This window comes from Natrinema hispanicum (assembly GCF_004217335.1).
Classification (GTDB): Archaea; Halobacteriota; Halobacteria; order Halobacteriales; family Natrialbaceae; genus Natrinema; species Natrinema hispanicum.
Window position 1 is genome coordinate 46,120 of sequence record NZ_SHMP01000005.1, and the last position, 14,955, is coordinate 61,074.

The window sequence follows — 14,955 nt, forward strand, 5'->3', positions numbered from 1 at the left end:
GATGGTCGACGATGCGGCCGTCCCCGGTTCCGATCCTGTCGTCTTCCACGGCGTCGATGTCGTCTCGATCGCTCGTATCGCCGACCTCCTCGCGGAGTTCGGTGACTCGTTTCGCGACCGCGCGTTCACGTCGGCTGAACAGGCTTACTGCGAGGCGCAGGGCGATCCGCTACAGCACTATGCCGCTCGCTGGGCAGCCAAGGAGGCATTTCTAAAGACGCTCGCTGGCGCGTCCCCTAGTGTACCGACCGCTGCCATCGAAATCGACCGTCAGGATGATGGTCCGCATCTCTCGCTGGCTCCCGTCGCAGCCGACGCCCTTGCTGCGACGCTCGAGGAACGCGGCAGTTCCCTCGCGACGGCCGACATCGACGTCAGCCTGAGTCACGATCAGACCGCAGGGTATGCCGTCGGCTCGGTCACCGTCGTGGGGATGACGACCCGACACCACTAAGCGAGTTGTCCCACTCACAGCACTGATATGACCACTGACGAGTCCGCCACGACGCTCGATGGGACGGCGTTTCTCTTCCCCGGGCAGGGGAGCCAGACCGTCGGAATGGGACGGGCGTTCTACGACGATTGGCCCGAGACGCGCGCGGTGTTCGACCGCCTCAACGACGCCCTCGAGATCGATCTCCCGGGGTTGTGCTTCGACGGGACCGCCGAGGCGATCCAGCGCCCGAGCAACACCCAGCCGCTGTTGTTGGCGACGGGGATCGCGGTCTACGAGGGTGTGACAGCCCAGTTCGACGTTGAGCCGGCAGCCGTCGCTGGCCACAGCCTCGGTCACTTCACCGCGCTGGCGGCCGCCGGCGCGATCGAGCCCGCGACCACGGCTGCCCTCACCCACCGACGAGGCGAGTGCATGGAACGGGCGGCAGCCGCCGACGGCCCGGGGACGATGGTGGCGGTGTTGCTGGCCGACCCGGACGTGGTGGCCGAAGCATGTGCCGCCCGCGAGGACGTCGGCGTTGCCCTGTACAACGCGCCGAAACAGACTGTCATCAGCGGCACGACCGATGGCGTGGCGGCGGTCCGGGAACGGCTCGAGGAGCGGACGACCGCCCGGTTTCGCGAACTCGAGGTCGGTGCGGCGTTCCATTCGCCGGTGATGGCGTCGGCCGTCGACTGCGTCGAAACGGCGATGGCCGACGTGGAGCTGTGCGAGGCCGAACTGCCTGTCGTCTCTGATGTGACCGGCGAGTGCTATACCGATCCGGCCGTCGCACGGCGAGATCTGACAGCACAGATCACGTCGCCGGTCGACTGGGTGGCTGTCATCGAGACACTTCGCGCACAGGGGATCGACCGGTTCATCGCGTTTCCTCCGGCCGGCGTGCTAGCGGGACTCGTCGAACGCATCGCGCCCGAGGCCGAGTGCTGGGCGCTCGAGACGCCCGCGGACGCCAGGGAGGTGTTCGCGTGATCGACTTCGAGGGCGAGGTTGCGGTCGTCACCGGCGGGACGCGCGGTATTGGCCGCGCAGTGGCGACGCGACTGGCCGAACTGGGAGCGACTGTCGTCGCCACCTATCACGAGGACGACGCGGCCGCAGACGAGACGGCAGCAGCGCTAGCGTCGTCTCCCGCCGAGACGACCGTCGAGCAGTTCGACGTCGCTGACTCCGACGCGGTGGCGGCGACGTTCGAGACCGTCGCCGAACGGTATGGCCCCCCGACAGTGCTGGTGAACAACGCCGGAACGGTGGCCGACGGCCTGCTGGTTCGGATGTCCCCTGAGCAGTGGCAACGGGTCATCGACGTTAACCTCACTGGTACGTTCTACTGCACGCGGGAAGCGGCCAGACGAATGCTACGGAGTGACGACCGAGGCGGCCGAATCGTTAACGTCGCAAGCGTCGCCGCCCAGCACGGCGGAGTCGGGCAGGCCAACTACGCCGCGAGCAAGGCCGGCGTCCTCGGTCTCACGCGTGCGGCGGCCCGCGAACTCGGGGGCAAGGGAATCCGCGTCAACGCCGTCGCACCAGGCTACACCGACACCGACCTGCTCGCGGATTCACGGGGCCACGAGTCGGCCGTCGAGACGGATACCGCAAGCGGTCGCACCGCGACGCCCGAAGAAGTCGCCGACGTGATCACCTTCCTTGCCAGCGACGCCGCCTCGTACGTCAACGGCGAGGTCGTGCGCGTCGACGACGGCCTCACGCTGTGAGGCGATCGGCTCGAGACAACGACGGATTGTAATAGGCGTCACGACGAGACACGACTATGCTCGTCACGCTCGAGGGATTAGACGGTAGCGGCAAGACGACGGTCTGGGAAGCCTTACATGAGCGCTATCCCGATGCCGTATTCACGCGCGAGCCGACGAACTCCTGGTACGGCGACGCCGTCTACCGATCGATCGACGACGACGACGCCGATCCGCTGGCGGAACTCTTTCTCTACACCGCCGACCACGCCGACCACCTCTCGCGAGTGATCGAACCCGCCCTCGAGCGCGGCGACCTCGTGATCTCGGATCGCTACTCCGACTCGCGCTTTGCCTACCAAGGCGCGACCCTCGAGGCGGCCGACGGCCACGGCCTTGCGGATCCCCTCGAGTACGTCGTCGACGTTCATCGCCCCTTCTCAATCGAGCCGGACCTGACGATCTACCTCGATCTCGACCCCGAAACCGCCGCAGCACGCGCAGGAACGACGAACAAATTCGAGCGCGCCGAGTACCTCGCGTCGGTGCGGGACAACTACGAACGGCTCCTCGAGCGCGATCCCGATCGGTTCGTCCGCGTCGATGCGACCCAGTCGCCCGAGGCGGTCCTCGAGGCGACGGCCGACGTGCTGGCCGATGCGCTCGGCGAGTCGCGCTAAGTTCGGCTCGACACCGTCGCCGTTGGTCGCGATCGAGACTCGGGCAAAGGCTTTAGTCGTGCCATAGCGTACCACATTGGCGATGGTCCATGCGTTCATTATGGTGAAGACCGCTGCCGGGAAATCGGAGGGCCTCCTCGCAGAGATCAACGGGCTCGAGTCGGTCACCGACGCCCACATCGTCGCGGGTAACTACGACATCATTGCGGAGATCGACGCCCCCGATGTCTACGACGTGCTTCAGGCAGCGTCGTCGCAGATGCAGCAACTCAACGGCGTCACCGAGACGAAGACCTACATCGCGATGGGGTGACGGCTCGATCGCCGTTTTGACGGCAGTGTCGTGTCGGCGTCGACGAGTGCTTTTCTTCTCACAATTACAGTCACTGTTCGATCACCGACCGTGCTAGTCGGGGGCAAACTTATTCACAGGGGCGAGCGTACGCCTGTCTATGCAGTTCGTCATTATCGGGGCCGGACGGGTCGGGCTGCGGACGGCACGCGTCCTGCGAGACGAAGGCCACGAGACAACGCTGGTCGAACGCGACGAACAACGGATCAAACGCGCCCAGAATCAGGACTTTCCCGTCATCGAGGGCGACGGCTCTCGCGAACCCATCCTCGAGGAAGCCGGCGTGATGGACGCCGACGCCGTCGGCGCACTGACCAGCGACCTCAACGTCAACTTCACCGCCTGCATGATCGGGAACCATTACGGCTGTCGAACCGTCATGCGGATCGACGAGGCCTACCGCGAGGGGATCTATCGCAAGTACGCCGATCAGGTCGACGAGATCATCCACCCCGAGCGGCTGGGCGCGATCGGTGCGAAAAACGCCCTGCTGGGCGGGACGATCCGGGCCATCGCCGACATCGCCCCGAGCCTGCAGGTCGTCGAACTGACGATAACCAACGGCGCGCCCGTCAACGGATACACGCTCAACGAACTGCAGTTGCCCGCCGACGCGACCGTCCTCGCGTTTGGCAAGAACAACAGCTCCCTCGAGATCCCGACCGAAGATAGCTCGCTCGAGGACGGCGACCGGCTCGTCGTCCTCGCGGATTTCGACGTCTTAAGCGAGGTTCGCCAGCTGCTTGTCGGTGAGACGCCGATGCAGGCGGCTGCGAACGCAGGGTCGGGCTCGAGTTCGGTCTCGACGGATCGTGATACGAATAGCGACACTGGAGGTGTGAACTAATGGTTACGGCATTCGTTATGATCAAGGCAAACACGGGCGAGGCGGATCGGCTCAGAGACAGCATCGAATCGATCGAGGGCGTGCAATCGGCGCACATCGTCGCCGGCGACGTCGACCTCATCGCGAAAGCACAGGTCGAGACACCGGCGGAAGTCAAAGAGATCGCAGCGACCCGCATTCAGGCGGTCGAGGGCATCGAGGATACACAGACGTACATCGCGATGGACTAAGACCCAGCTTTTACTCTGCGGTCTGCCGCGCTGGTGGCGGTGCCACACAGCGCGGCGTCCCTCGGTAAAAGCTGGACCAAAAGCACCGGAAGACGCGACGCGTCTTCCGAGCCCTCGTTCACTCTGTTCACGAGGACACTCCTCCTTTCCCGCCAGCCGCGCAAAGCGCGGCTTCTGGGTCAGTCGTCGGCCCGCTCGCTCACCCTGTCTCACGGCCGTCGGCCGTTCGACTACTCGCGGCGCGTAGCGCCGCGCACGGGTTCGCTCGCGGTCAGTAACAGGGAGAGTACCTGCCTTTCCCCGGGTCGCGTGGCTCTCGCGTCTGCTCGAGCCACGCTCCCGGCCATAGCTGTGAGCCTTACCCAGAAACAGCCGCCAGCGTGTTATAGGGGCATGCCGCCGCTGCTCCCGTTGTCGTCTGCGGCCTGCTGACCCTGTTGCTGGGCGTTTTCGAGCAGCGTCGCTGCCGGCCCGCGGTAGTCGTAGCCAGGGATGATCCCCTGTGCGTAGGTGCCTTCGACGAACTCGATGAGCGCCTTGGCGTCTTCGACGCCTTCTGCAGCGACCCAGGCGGTGTACTCGAGAGAGACTCGAACCTCGTCGCCGTCGCGTTCGACGACTGGCTCGTCGTGTGTGCTCGTGTGGGCGACGCCGAAGACGTCGTCGAGGCGGCGCTCGAGTGTTTCGAACCAGCCGTCTTCGACGACGTCGGCGACGTGCTCGCCGGCGACGGCAGCGTCGAGCGTCGGGAGGAAGACGGTGACTCGAAAGCGGCCATCGCGCTTGCCGTCGGCGTCGTCGGCCGTGACGGTCGTCTCGAAGACGGTGGTCGTGAGGTCGTAGCCGTCGTCGGTTCGGGCGAACGCGTCGTGGGCCTCGAGTGCGCGGTCGACGGGGGCCGGAAGATCGGTCATCGGTCGTCCAGAGGGGCGTGGCGGAAAAGGATGTTTTGGGTCGCTGGCTCGCCGCGCCGGCGACGGCAGACCGCCCGGCGGTCGGCCGTCGATTCCGGACCGTTTCAGCGAGAAACCTCGCGTTGTGCCCGAAACGAACCGACGGAACTACCCGGAGCTTCGGCATCGCTCGACGGCATGACCCTCGATCGGAAAACTGCGGAACGTCGTCGATTCGCTCGCCTTCTCGGAACCGACGGCGACCGCGGGTCCGGCTTGCCCGTCGGGACCGACACCAACAGCGGGGGGACCGACCGAGACGAACCCACGCGACAAGGGGACGACAACCGTGACGGCGAGGATGAGGCCGACGGCGAATCGACCCGTGCCCGCTGACGTCTACGCCTGTTCGATGGCCTGATCCAGATCCGCGATCACGTCGTCGACGTCCTCGATGCCGACCGAGAGGCGCACGAGGTCGTCGGTGACGCCGCCGGCCAACTTCTCCTCTTTGGTGAGTTGCTGGTGCGTCGTACTCGCGGGGTGGATAATCAGCGTCTTCGCGTCGCCGACGTTCGCCAGCAGGCTCGTCAGGTCGACCTCGTTACAGACCGTTTCGGCGGCGTCGTAGCCACCCTCGAGCCCGAAGGTGATCATACCGCCATAACCGCCCTCGAGGTACTTCGCGGCGTTCTCGTGGGTCTCGTGGCTCTCGAGGCCGGGGTAGTTGACCCACGCCACGTCGGGGTGATCTTCTAAGTGCTCCGCGACGGCCATCGCGTTCTCGCAGTGTTTTTCCATGCGCAGGGGCAGCGACTCGAGTTTCTGGAGTGTGACCCAGGCGTCGAACGGCGACTGCTGGTTGCCCAGGTCGCGCAGGCCGCGGGTCCGAGCGGCGAACGCGAAGGCCGCGTCGCCGAACGTCTCGCGGAAGTTGACGCCGTGGTAGGCCGGGTTCGGCTCGGTGAGTTCGGGGAAGTCGCCGTCTTCCCAGAGGAACGAGCCGCCGTCGACGAGGATCCCACCGACGGTCGAGCCCGCGCCGTGGATCCACTTGGTCGTCGAGTTCCAGACGAGGTCCGCGCCGTGATCGAGGGGCCGGCACAGATACGGCGTCGCGAACGTGTTGTCGACGAACAGCGGCACATTGTGGTCGTGGGCGATGTCGGCGATGCGCTCGATGTCGGGGGTGACGAGCGCGGGGTTGCCGATTGTCTCTAAGTGGACGAACGCGGTGTCGTCGTCGATGGCCTCGGCGTATGCCTCGTAGTCGAGGGTGTCGACGAATTTCGTTTCGACGCCGCGTTTCGAGACGGTGTGGGTGAGGTAGGTGTAGGTTCCGCCATAGAGCGACGACGAGGAGACGATGTTGTCCCCGACATCGGCGAGGATGAACGTCGCGAGATCGAACGCGGCCATCCCGGAGGCGGTCGCCAGCGCGCCGACGCCACCTTCCAGCGTCGCGATGCGTTCCTCGAGCATCGCGTTCGTCGGGTTCATGATCCGCGAGTAGATGTTGCCCAGTTCTTCTAAGCCGAACAGCGCGGCGGCGTGGTCGGTGTCCTCGAACTCGTAGGAGGTCGTCTGGTACAGCGGCGGGGCGCGGGCACCCGTCGTTGGGTCCGGCTCCTGACCGGCGTGGATACTGTTCGTTGCGAAGTGGTGTCCGTCCGAATCGGAATCGTCACTCATACCAGCGTCCTTGCAGCCACGTCACGTAAAACCCCTAGCCTTTCCCCTCGAGACGGAATACGACCGAGATGCGGGCAGATATTACCTCGGACGGTGTACGGATTCACAGTTCCAGCACGCTGACGACACGAAGGCTCTCCAAGAGCAGCCAGCAGAGAAAGGCACCGTACAGCCCCAACAGCAGCCATGCTTCGCGTATCGAGAGCCGCATTTCAGTCCGAGAGATGCTAAAGAAGACGATCGTCGCAAGGACGAGAAAACTCATCATCGGAACGATGTGGGCGAAATTCACCGTCAGCGAGCCCGCGACGAGGACGCCGACCGGCACGGCGACCAACAAGTCGAACGTGTTGCTCCCGAGGACGTTCGCCAGCGTCACCGTCGGCCGATCCGCCCGTGCGGCCGCGAGGCTGACGAACGTATCGGGCAGGCTCGAGCCGGCGGCGACGACGGTCATCCCCCAGAGAAACGTGGGGGTTCCGAACGCGTCGCCGAGGCCGACCGCCGACCGGACGAGGGCCTCGACGCCGAGGACGATCGCCACCAGCCCGACGCCGAACTGCAACCAGGTTGGGAGCACGTCGACCGACGTGTCCGTCGTCGCCCCTTCGTCAGCAGCATCGAGATACTGGGTGAAGATGTAGAGCCCGTACAGCGCGACGGGGAACAGCGCAAGCGGCCGCGAGACGTCGCCTCGAATGAGCCCGTCGCCGCCGGCAACCGGGTTGTAGATGACCGCCAGCGAGAACGTCAACAGCAGCGACGCGACCGCGAGCATGTAGAACAGTGACTCCTTGTAGACCAGCTCGCGCGACGTGTCGATGCCGCCGCCGACCACCACGGCGAGGCCGGGAATCGCCAGCAGATTGAACACTGCCGAGCCGACGATCGAACCGACGCCGAGTTCGAACTCGCCGTGAAGCAGCGTCGCGAGCAACACGCTCACCAGTTCGGGCATACTCGAGCCGACAGCGGCGATGACGGCACCCTGGACGACAGCCGGCAATCCATACGCGGCTGCGAGGTCGTTGGCTGCCTCCTCGAGTCTGGCGCTGCCGTACCAGAGAACGCCCGTTCCGACGGCAGCGAGGGCGATCAAGACCGCGATTTCGATCATGACCAGGTCGCTGGTCGGCGACCGACTGTCGATCCGTGCCGACACGTTCGGTTGCGCTCGCCTCGTCGAGCGGTTGTCTCTCGCGTCTCGGCTTTCTCGGCGGCTTCCGCTTCCATGGTTCGCCCTTCTCGCGCAGACGTGTAAAGATGGCAGACTCTCGCGGCGATGGCGTTGTGATCGCCCCACTGCGCGGTGCTCGCGGCCGTCGAGCCGAGCGCTATTTATAATGCGGAGCAAGCAAGGGAGCACTCTATATCGCTCGTGAGCGCTTCGTGAGCGGTGGTACTACTACTAGCAACGCTCATACGCACGGCACCCGGCACTTGGTTCACGACGGTACGTGCGACGGACCGCCGTCCGAACCGCTGCCAAGCGACATCGACTACCCATGTCCGAATCAACGTCACGGTCACCGCGAGACGACACAGAATCGGTCTACAACGACTACATACTGGATGTCCGAATCCTCGAGGTCATGCCGCCGGACGCCGAGACACCAGAGTACCGGTTCGAGGCCCCCCAGCACACGCCGATGACGTTCGACGATCCGGAGACCGCGACGCTGTACGCCGACGTCTACTTCGACACGAACGGCTTTCAGGAGGCGGGAACCGGCGACCGGGGCGTTCCACCGGAGGTCATTCAGGCGGGCCGAGACACGCTTGCGGCGTACTTCCTCACGATGCCCGGTACGGACGTAAACTGGGTGGCATCGTTTTACGGGAAGACGCCGCCGAAGATCGAACGGTACATCGCATCCGTCCGCCAGCGCGCCCAGGAAATCCGCGCGAACGCGGCCGAACAGGGACTCGAGTAGCTGATAGCCGATCCCCACGCTGAGACGGACTCCTGTCAGTCAGTGCCGGTGGGCCCGCAATCCACACTGTGGTCCCACTGGGAAATCGGGACAGCAGACCGTCTGAGAAGGGTAATCGAGACGTTCTTTTCGACCGAATCACACTGTGGGCAATCGAGACGTTGCTGGCGTCAAGTCGACGATGACTGGATCGGCAGTCGAACGGAGAGCTACATAGAATTCCGTACGCTTCGTTTAGGAATTGATGAATAAATATTAGAAATATAAAACTCCTATAATACGCTGGCCCGTTACGGAACTGATGGTTGATTTAACTCGACGCAACCTGATGGAAGCCTCAGTCGCCGCAGCGCTCGGTGCGAGCGTCACTGGCGTCGCGAGCGCCGACCCTGACGATCCCGATACGCCGCTGGCACCGCACGTCGACGGGGAATTAAAGCGGTTCTCCTCGACCGCACTCGGCGCGGAAGTCACCGGCCCGTTCGTGTTCGATGAGGGGGCGCTGCTCTACAGCCTCCAGCACCCGAGCCGCGACAATCCCGCACCGTACGACGAGGCCGGAATCGGCTACTTCAGCGGCTTCCAGTTCGAACTCGAGGGCAGTAACGACGACTTCGACGAGCTGTCGACGCCCCAGACGAACGCGGAACGACAGACAGTCCGCGGCGCTGACGGCGAGTTCACGTTCCTCGCACAGGCCCACGAGGCGATCAACGGGGGCACCGAAGAACTCGGCGTCGTCCAGACGCCCGACGGCGAGAATATCACGACCGACGCGTTCGCCGGCACGCAGTACGGCGACGCCGCGTACAACCCCGATTGTAACCAGTTCGTCCCCACGACCGACGACGGCACCGAGGGCTATCTCTTTACCAACTGGGAGAACAGCCCTGGCAACGTCTCCCGAATTCCGATCAGCCGGACCGAGGACGGCGAGTGGGAGGTCGACCTCGAGAACGCCATCAACATCGCCAACACCGAGCCGATGCGCGACCTCGGCGGGACGCGCATCAACTGTTACGGCGATCTGAGCCCGTGGAATACGATGATTTCCTCCGAGGAGAACTACGCACACCCGCGGGTTTCGCTTGCCGCGACGGTCGGCGACATTTTGGAGGCAGGAACGGGCAAGGGACGCCGCGGCGCTCACGAGTTCTGGAACCGGCCGAACCCGTCGGACATTCAAAGCGCCGTCGACGACTACTACGGCGACGAGGCCTGGGGCATCCAGGGCTACTGGGCGATGACCGGTGTCGAGTTCCTCGCGTACTACCTCGGCGCGGACCCCGTCGACCAAGATGCCGACGAAAACACGACCCAGCCGATCGGCGATGTCTACCCCAACCCCTACCGCTACGGCTATCACGTCGACATCCGCGAGCCGGCAGCCGACACGCCACAGCCAGTCAAGTACTACGTGATGGGACGGGCCGCCTGGGAGTCCCCCGACATCCAGTCCGACCGGAAGACGGTTTATGGCTGTTCGGACGGCGACAGCAAGGGGATCTACAAGTTCGTCGCCGACGAACCGATCGACAGCTACGACGACCCGATGGACATCGCCGGCACCCTCTACGCTCCGAAGGTGACCAACGCGGAAGCCGCCCGCGAACTTCCGCCGGCGGAAGTCGACCTCGAGCTCGAGTGGCTCGAGTTGGGCCACGCCACGAACCGCGAGGTCGAGGCGTGGATCGCTGCGTACGACGATATTACCCAGACCGATTATCTCGAGACGCACGCCGAAACTGACTGGGAGGACGACCTCGAGACTGCGCTCGAGGAGGCCGATCGCGAGGTCGTCGACAACGGGAATCAGGATTACATCACCGACGAGGAAATCGCGCTGTGGGCCGAACAGTGGGCAGACGAGGGTCCCAACGGCGTCTCGCCGGACCTCCGTCGCGTACCGTTCCTCGAGACGCGCGCAGCCGCCAAAGAGATCGGCGCGTCCATCGAGTTCAACAAGGCCGAAGGCGTCGACAGCGCCGACGGTGCCGAACCGGGCGATTACGTCTACTTCGCCATCTCCGAACTCAACGACGACCTGTCCAACGAGGAGGGCTACGAGGACGTCGGCGACATCCAGCTCGAGCGAGTCGACGGCGGTGTCGTCTACCGGGCGGAACTCGAGGCGGATTTCAACGTCTCGACGCTCGAGCCGGCCATCGTCGGGCCGGACGCGAGCGATCCCGCGGACGTCGCAGACGACGCGCTCATCAACGTCGACAACGTGCTGGTGATGGACGACGGCCGCGTGCTCTGCTGTGAGGACGCCGATCAGTTCGGCCGCTCCTACAGCAACGATTGTCTCTACGTGTACGAACCGGCGGAAAACGACTTCCCTGGGCGTCCCACCGAGCATCCGGGGCGCGGCCGCGGCGGAACCAGTGATACCGACGACATCCCGGGTCGTCCCGCCGAGCACCCGGGCCGTGGTCGTGGACGAACGGACAACGACGACTGACGGAGCGCCGTCCGTCGGCAAACACTGTCGCTATCGATTCGACGACGAACACGGACGGTGACGAGTGTGCCATCTCCTGTCCGTTTCGAGGAACGTAACTGCTGAATGTCGCCACGGACTGCCGGCAGCGCCAACGTCTCTTCTGTCAGTCCGTCTTCACACCGCGGTCGGCCCCCGACGCGTTCACTCGAGCAGCGACTCGCCGGTCATCTCGGGTGGCTGGTCGAGGTCGATCGCCTCGAGCATCGTCGGCGCGATATCGGCGAGCGTGCCGCCCTCGCGGACGGTTCGGCTGCCGTCGGTCCCGTTGCTCACGGGTCGTTCCTCCCCGTTCGCGTCTCCGAGGTCGCTTTGCGACCTCGCTCCTGGCGCGAGATAGACCAGCGGCACCTCGTTGTACGTGTGTGCCGTGTGTGGATCGGCTTCGGTTCCCATGTCGTCGGCGTTGCCGTGGTCGGCGGTGATAAGAACGTGTGCGCCGGCGGCCTCGAGCCGGTCGACGAGTCGCCCGAGCTGTTCGTCGACGGCTTCGACGGCCTCGATCGCGGCCTCGTAGTCGCCGGTGTGACCGACCATGTCCGGGTTGGCGTAGTTTAACACGAGGACGTCCGGGTCGTCGGAATCGATGGTGTCGATCGCGGTGTCGGTCACCTCGGGGGCACTCATCTCGGGTTGCTGGTCGTAGGTCGGCACGTCGGGACTCTCGACGATCTTCCGGATCTCGCCGTCGAACTCGACCTCGCGGCCGCCATTCAAGAAGTAGGTGACGTGGGCGTACTTCTCGGATTCGGCGATCCGTAACTGTGTCTTCCCGGCGTCGGCCAGCACCTCTCCGAGCACCTGTTCGGGCTGGTTCGGCGGGTAGGCCACGGGGAGGTCGAAGGTCTTGTCGTACTGGGTCATCATCACGACCTCGGCATCCGGTGGAGTGGTCGCACACTCGTCGGCCCAGTCTTCGGGGCGGATGTCCGCAAGCATCCGCGTGAGCTGTCGCGCCCGGTCGGAACGGAAGTTGAACCAGACGACTGCATCGCCGTCCTCGAGTGCCGGCTGATCCGAAATGAGTGTCGGCTCGACGAACTCGTCAGTCTCACCGCGATCGTACGATTCTTCGACCGCGTCGACGGCTGACTCGGCGGTCCATTCGGCCTCGCGGTTGACGATTGCGTCGTATGCTCGCTTCGTCCGCTCCCAGTTCTGGTCGCGGTCCATCGCGTAGTAGCGGCCCGAGACCGTCGCCACGTCGCCGGTGCCGTGCTCGGCGATCACGTCCTCGAGCGTCCCGAGGTATTCCCGACCCCCGGTCGGCGAGGTGTCCCGCCCGTCGGTAATCGCGTGGGTAACGGCTTCGACGTCGTGGTCGGCCGCCAGCTCGATCAGCGCGTGGAGGTGTTCCTGATCGGAGTGGACGCCGCCGTCGCTGACGAGGCCGACGAAGTGAACTCGGCCATTGTTTTCACGCGCCCGATCGAACGCCCCGTTGATCGCGTCGTTCTCCCGGAAGGAGCCGTCAGCGATGGAGTCCGAAATGCGGGTGTACTCCTGATAGACGACGCGGCCGGCACCGATGTTCAGGTGGCCGACCTCGCTGTTTCCCATCTGTCCCTCGGGGAGGCCGACGCGTCGACCGGCGACCTCGAGCCGGCCGTACGCGCCCGACTCCGCGAGGCGGTCGAAGACCGGCGTTTCGGCCGCGTCGACCGCGTCCCTGCCGCCGTCACCGAGTCCCCAGCCGTCGAGAACGATCAGCGCAGCTTCCATACCAGATCGGAAATCGGCATGTCCTAACTACCTGTCGTTGTCGTCGTCAGCGGCGGCCGGCTGCAGGGACCGCTCGTCCCCAACGTATCAGTACTGGGGTATCTCTGTCGTTCGGCTTGAGCGGTTGGACCCAGCCCGATCGTGTCGCGTGGACGAGTCGACTCGAGTCGGCCAGTGTCGTGTGGTCGAACGGCCTGCTGTTACTGGGAGCTGTGACGCTCCAAGGCGTGTCATGGGTGCGCCAGCACTGACTGACAGCAGACCGTCTCAGTCGTTCTGTGGGTGATCGAACGTCGTCCCGCAGTCGCCACAGACGGTGGCGTTGCCGGGCGTACTTCGCTGTGCGAAGACAGCCCCGCACTCGTCACAGATCATAAAGAGACGGTGTTCCGGCGGGACGCCGGCCTCGAAGTCGGCCCGGATCCAGGCGTCGGGATTCCCCGCTTCGTAGATGGTGATCCCGGACCCGTTCTGTCGCCAGTTGATCGCACGCTCGTCGGAGGTAACGGTCGCCGATTCTCGCTCGGACATCCAGATATCACCAGCCTCGAGCCGTCCATACATACGCTTTCTGATAGTAATTTACACGGACCTGAGTCAACATCAGCGTCGTTCACGACCACTGGCTTTTTGCGGGTTGGACGGGACCCCTCTGTCATGACGCTCGATCCGGTCCACTTCGACGGTATCGCGCAGCTTGCGAGGCGGATCGACCCCGGGACCGACGAGCGCGACCGTCGCGCCTTCGCCGAGACCGTCTGGGAGGAGTTCCTCGATCCTTTGCTTGATGACGGCCGGCGGGTCCTCGAGCCGGTCGACGAGCAGGCGCGGCGGCTGGTCGACTGCGAGGCGGTTGCGTTGCGCGACCGCGAGTTTCCGACCGAACACGGCCTCGACGCGGGGACGATCAACCCGACGGCGTTCAAAAACGGGCTCGTCATCGATATCGCGCAGGCGGCGATGAGCGCGACCCCGAGCGATCTCGACCTCCACCGGTCGCGAACGACCGTGATGACGGTTCACTCGAACGACGAGACGATGACCGTCGACGAGACGTGGGGCAAGTTCGACGAAGGCTACAGCCGGAGCCGCGCGGTCAAGATTCCGCCGCTGCCGCGATTCGCGGAGGGCGTTGTCCACGCGCTGGCGCTGTACCTCGCGGAGAGTACTCATGCCCGCGACCACGCTGAGGCGGTGTCTGATCTGCTCGTCCTCGACGGGCCGCTGTATCCCCGTGGCCTGCTTCGCTGGGCCGATCAGCACCCCGACCTCGCCGATTTCCTGCTCGACGATCCGCGGCCGACGACCGTCCTCGAGAACTACGTCCGGCTGGTTGAGGCGTTCGTCGACCGGGACGTGCCACTCGTCGGCTTCGTCAAAAACCCCGCGACACGCGTCATCACGCGGACGCTAAAGGACAACCGAGAGATCGATGTGAGCGTCCCGTGGGCCAACGATTCGGCGCTGTTTACCCGGCTGCTCGAGCGCGGCGAGTACGTCGACGACGTCGACGGCGAGCGCTGGGAACGGGACACGTCGTCGCTGACCTATACGAATTGGTTCCGCTCGCGCGGTGGCGTCGATCGACCGCTGTCGGCCGAGGGTGATGCACTCGGGGTCGACCGACGGCTCGAGCGTCAGGCCTACGAGGTCACCTTCTTCGTCGTCTACGATCCGCGCGACGACCTGTTGTATCGAATCGAGGCTCCCTATGCGTTCACGAAGGACCCGGAGACACGCGAGCGATTGACGATGCAGCTGTTACAGGACGTCGCCGTCGCACACGGACCGCCGACGATCGTCGAAAAAGCCGACGAACTCGCTCGGATCAGCAACGCGGAGAAGGCCTCGCTTCGCGAGACGCTCGAGGCACAGTTCGACACCGTGCAGGACCGGACCTACGACGACCACCGCTGGGACGAACAGCCGTACTGACCGGGTCGTGCCG

16 protein-coding genes are annotated in these 14,955 nt (G+C 64.8%); 11 read left to right on the forward strand and 5 right to left on the reverse strand.

Features of this window, described 5'->3' with window-relative positions; genetic code table 11:
* Position 1: 1 nt before the first annotated feature.
* The 7 genes from BDK88_RS12325 to BDK88_RS12355 all read left to right on the forward strand — a co-directional run bounded on the left by BDK88_RS12325 (position 2) and on the right by BDK88_RS12355 (position 4,263).
* Positions 2 to 454 (forward strand): holo-ACP synthase, encoded by a 453-nt coding sequence (locus tag BDK88_RS12325; RefSeq protein WP_130500681.1) that lies wholly within the window; start codon positions 2 to 4, stop codon positions 452 to 454.
* Between the two features lie 27 nt (positions 455 to 481).
* Positions 482 to 1,429 (forward strand): ACP S-malonyltransferase, encoded by a 948-nt coding sequence (locus BDK88_RS12330; RefSeq protein ID WP_130500682.1) that lies wholly within the window; start codon positions 482 to 484, stop codon positions 1,427 to 1,429.
* Positions 1,426 to 2,175, forward strand: coding sequence for a 3-oxoacyl-ACP reductase FabG (gene fabG, locus BDK88_RS12335; protein WP_130500683.1), 750 nt, complete (start codon positions 1,426 to 1,428; stop codon positions 2,173 to 2,175). The genes BDK88_RS12330 and fabG overlap by 4 nt, the downstream gene beginning before the upstream one ends.
* Positions 2,176 to 2,231: 56 nt before the next feature.
* A complete protein-coding gene (gene tmk / locus BDK88_RS12340; RefSeq protein ID WP_130500684.1) occupies positions 2,232 to 2,834 on the forward strand; it encodes a dTMP kinase in 603 nt (200 codons plus the stop codon).
* A gap of 82 nt (positions 2,835 to 2,916) precedes the next feature.
* Positions 2,917 to 3,147 carry an Lrp/AsnC family transcriptional regulator gene (locus BDK88_RS12345; protein WP_130500685.1) on the forward strand — a complete coding sequence of 77 codons (231 nt, stop codon included), beginning with the start codon at positions 2,917 to 2,919 and terminating at the stop codon, positions 3,145 to 3,147.
* 139 nt (positions 3,148 to 3,286) lie between these two features.
* Positions 3,287 to 4,033: a potassium channel family protein gene (locus tag BDK88_RS12350; protein WP_130500686.1), complete on the forward strand. Its 747-nt coding sequence runs from the start codon at positions 3,287 to 3,289 to the stop codon at positions 4,031 to 4,033.
* Positions 4,033 to 4,263, forward strand: a complete 231-nt coding sequence (locus tag BDK88_RS12355) for an Lrp/AsnC family transcriptional regulator (protein ID WP_130500687.1) — start codon at positions 4,033 to 4,035, stop codon at positions 4,261 to 4,263. Before BDK88_RS12350 ends, BDK88_RS12355 begins: the two co-directional genes overlap by 1 nt.
* 383 nt (positions 4,264 to 4,646) lie before the next feature.
* On the opposite strand, the gene BDK88_RS12360 is transcribed toward BDK88_RS12355, so the two are convergent.
* Positions 4,647 to 5,177 carry a DUF5813 family protein gene (locus tag BDK88_RS12360; RefSeq protein WP_130500688.1) on the reverse strand — a complete coding sequence of 177 codons (531 nt, stop codon included), beginning with the start codon at positions 5,175 to 5,177 and terminating at the stop codon, positions 4,647 to 4,649.
* 177 nt (positions 5,178 to 5,354) lie between these two features.
* Here BDK88_RS12360 and BDK88_RS12365 point away from each other — a divergent pair, with 177 nt between their 5' ends.
* On the forward strand, positions 5,355 to 5,552 hold the full coding sequence (locus BDK88_RS12365) for a hypothetical protein (protein ID WP_130500689.1): 198 nt from the start codon (positions 5,355 to 5,357) through the stop codon (positions 5,550 to 5,552).
* 3 nt (positions 5,553 to 5,555) lie between these two features.
* Here the strand turns inward: BDK88_RS12365 and BDK88_RS12370 are convergent, their stop codons facing one another.
* Together BDK88_RS12370 and BDK88_RS12375 are read right to left on the reverse strand one after the other, a co-directional pair.
* The gene (locus tag BDK88_RS12370; protein WP_130500690.1) at positions 5,556 to 6,848 is read right to left on the reverse strand and encodes an O-acetylhomoserine aminocarboxypropyltransferase/cysteine synthase family protein; all 1,293 of its coding nucleotides are present in this window, start codon (positions 6,846 to 6,848) and stop codon (positions 5,556 to 5,558) included.
* A gap of 103 nt (positions 6,849 to 6,951) precedes the next feature.
* Complete coding sequence (locus BDK88_RS12375; RefSeq protein WP_130501043.1) at positions 6,952 to 7,965, reverse strand: sodium:calcium antiporter; 1,014 nt, start codon at positions 7,963 to 7,965, stop codon at positions 6,952 to 6,954.
* A gap of 388 nt (positions 7,966 to 8,353) precedes the next feature.
* Here BDK88_RS12375 and BDK88_RS12380 point away from each other — a divergent pair, with 388 nt between their 5' ends.
* Both BDK88_RS12380 and BDK88_RS12385 read left to right on the forward strand, forming a co-directional pair.
* Complete coding sequence (locus BDK88_RS12380; protein ID WP_130500691.1) at positions 8,354 to 8,782, forward strand: hypothetical protein; 429 nt, start codon at positions 8,354 to 8,356, stop codon at positions 8,780 to 8,782.
* A 301-nt stretch (positions 8,783 to 9,083) separates the two neighbouring features.
* Positions 9,084 to 11,246: an alkaline phosphatase PhoX gene (locus BDK88_RS12385; RefSeq protein WP_338143221.1), complete on the forward strand. Its 2,163-nt coding sequence runs from the start codon at positions 9,084 to 9,086 to the stop codon at positions 11,244 to 11,246.
* 183 nt (positions 11,247 to 11,429) lie between these two features.
* Here BDK88_RS12385 and gpmI read toward each other — a convergent pair whose 3' ends face one another.
* Together gpmI and BDK88_RS12395 are read right to left on the reverse strand one after the other, a co-directional pair.
* The gene (gene gpmI, locus BDK88_RS12390; RefSeq protein ID WP_130500692.1) at positions 11,430 to 13,007 is read right to left on the reverse strand and encodes a 2,3-bisphosphoglycerate-independent phosphoglycerate mutase; all 1,578 of its coding nucleotides are present in this window, start codon (positions 13,005 to 13,007) and stop codon (positions 11,430 to 11,432) included.
* A gap of 267 nt (positions 13,008 to 13,274) precedes the next feature.
* Positions 13,275 to 13,571, reverse strand: coding sequence for a hypothetical protein (locus tag BDK88_RS12395; protein ID WP_130500693.1), 297 nt, complete (start codon positions 13,569 to 13,571; stop codon positions 13,275 to 13,277).
* A gap of 93 nt (positions 13,572 to 13,664) precedes the next feature.
* On the opposite strand from BDK88_RS12395, the gene BDK88_RS12400 reads away from it, so the two are divergent.
* Entirely contained in the window at positions 13,665 to 14,942 is a 1,278-nt protein-coding gene (locus BDK88_RS12400) for a DNA double-strand break repair nuclease NurA (protein ID WP_130500694.1), read from the forward strand.
* Positions 14,943 to 14,955: the final 13 nt, after the last annotated feature.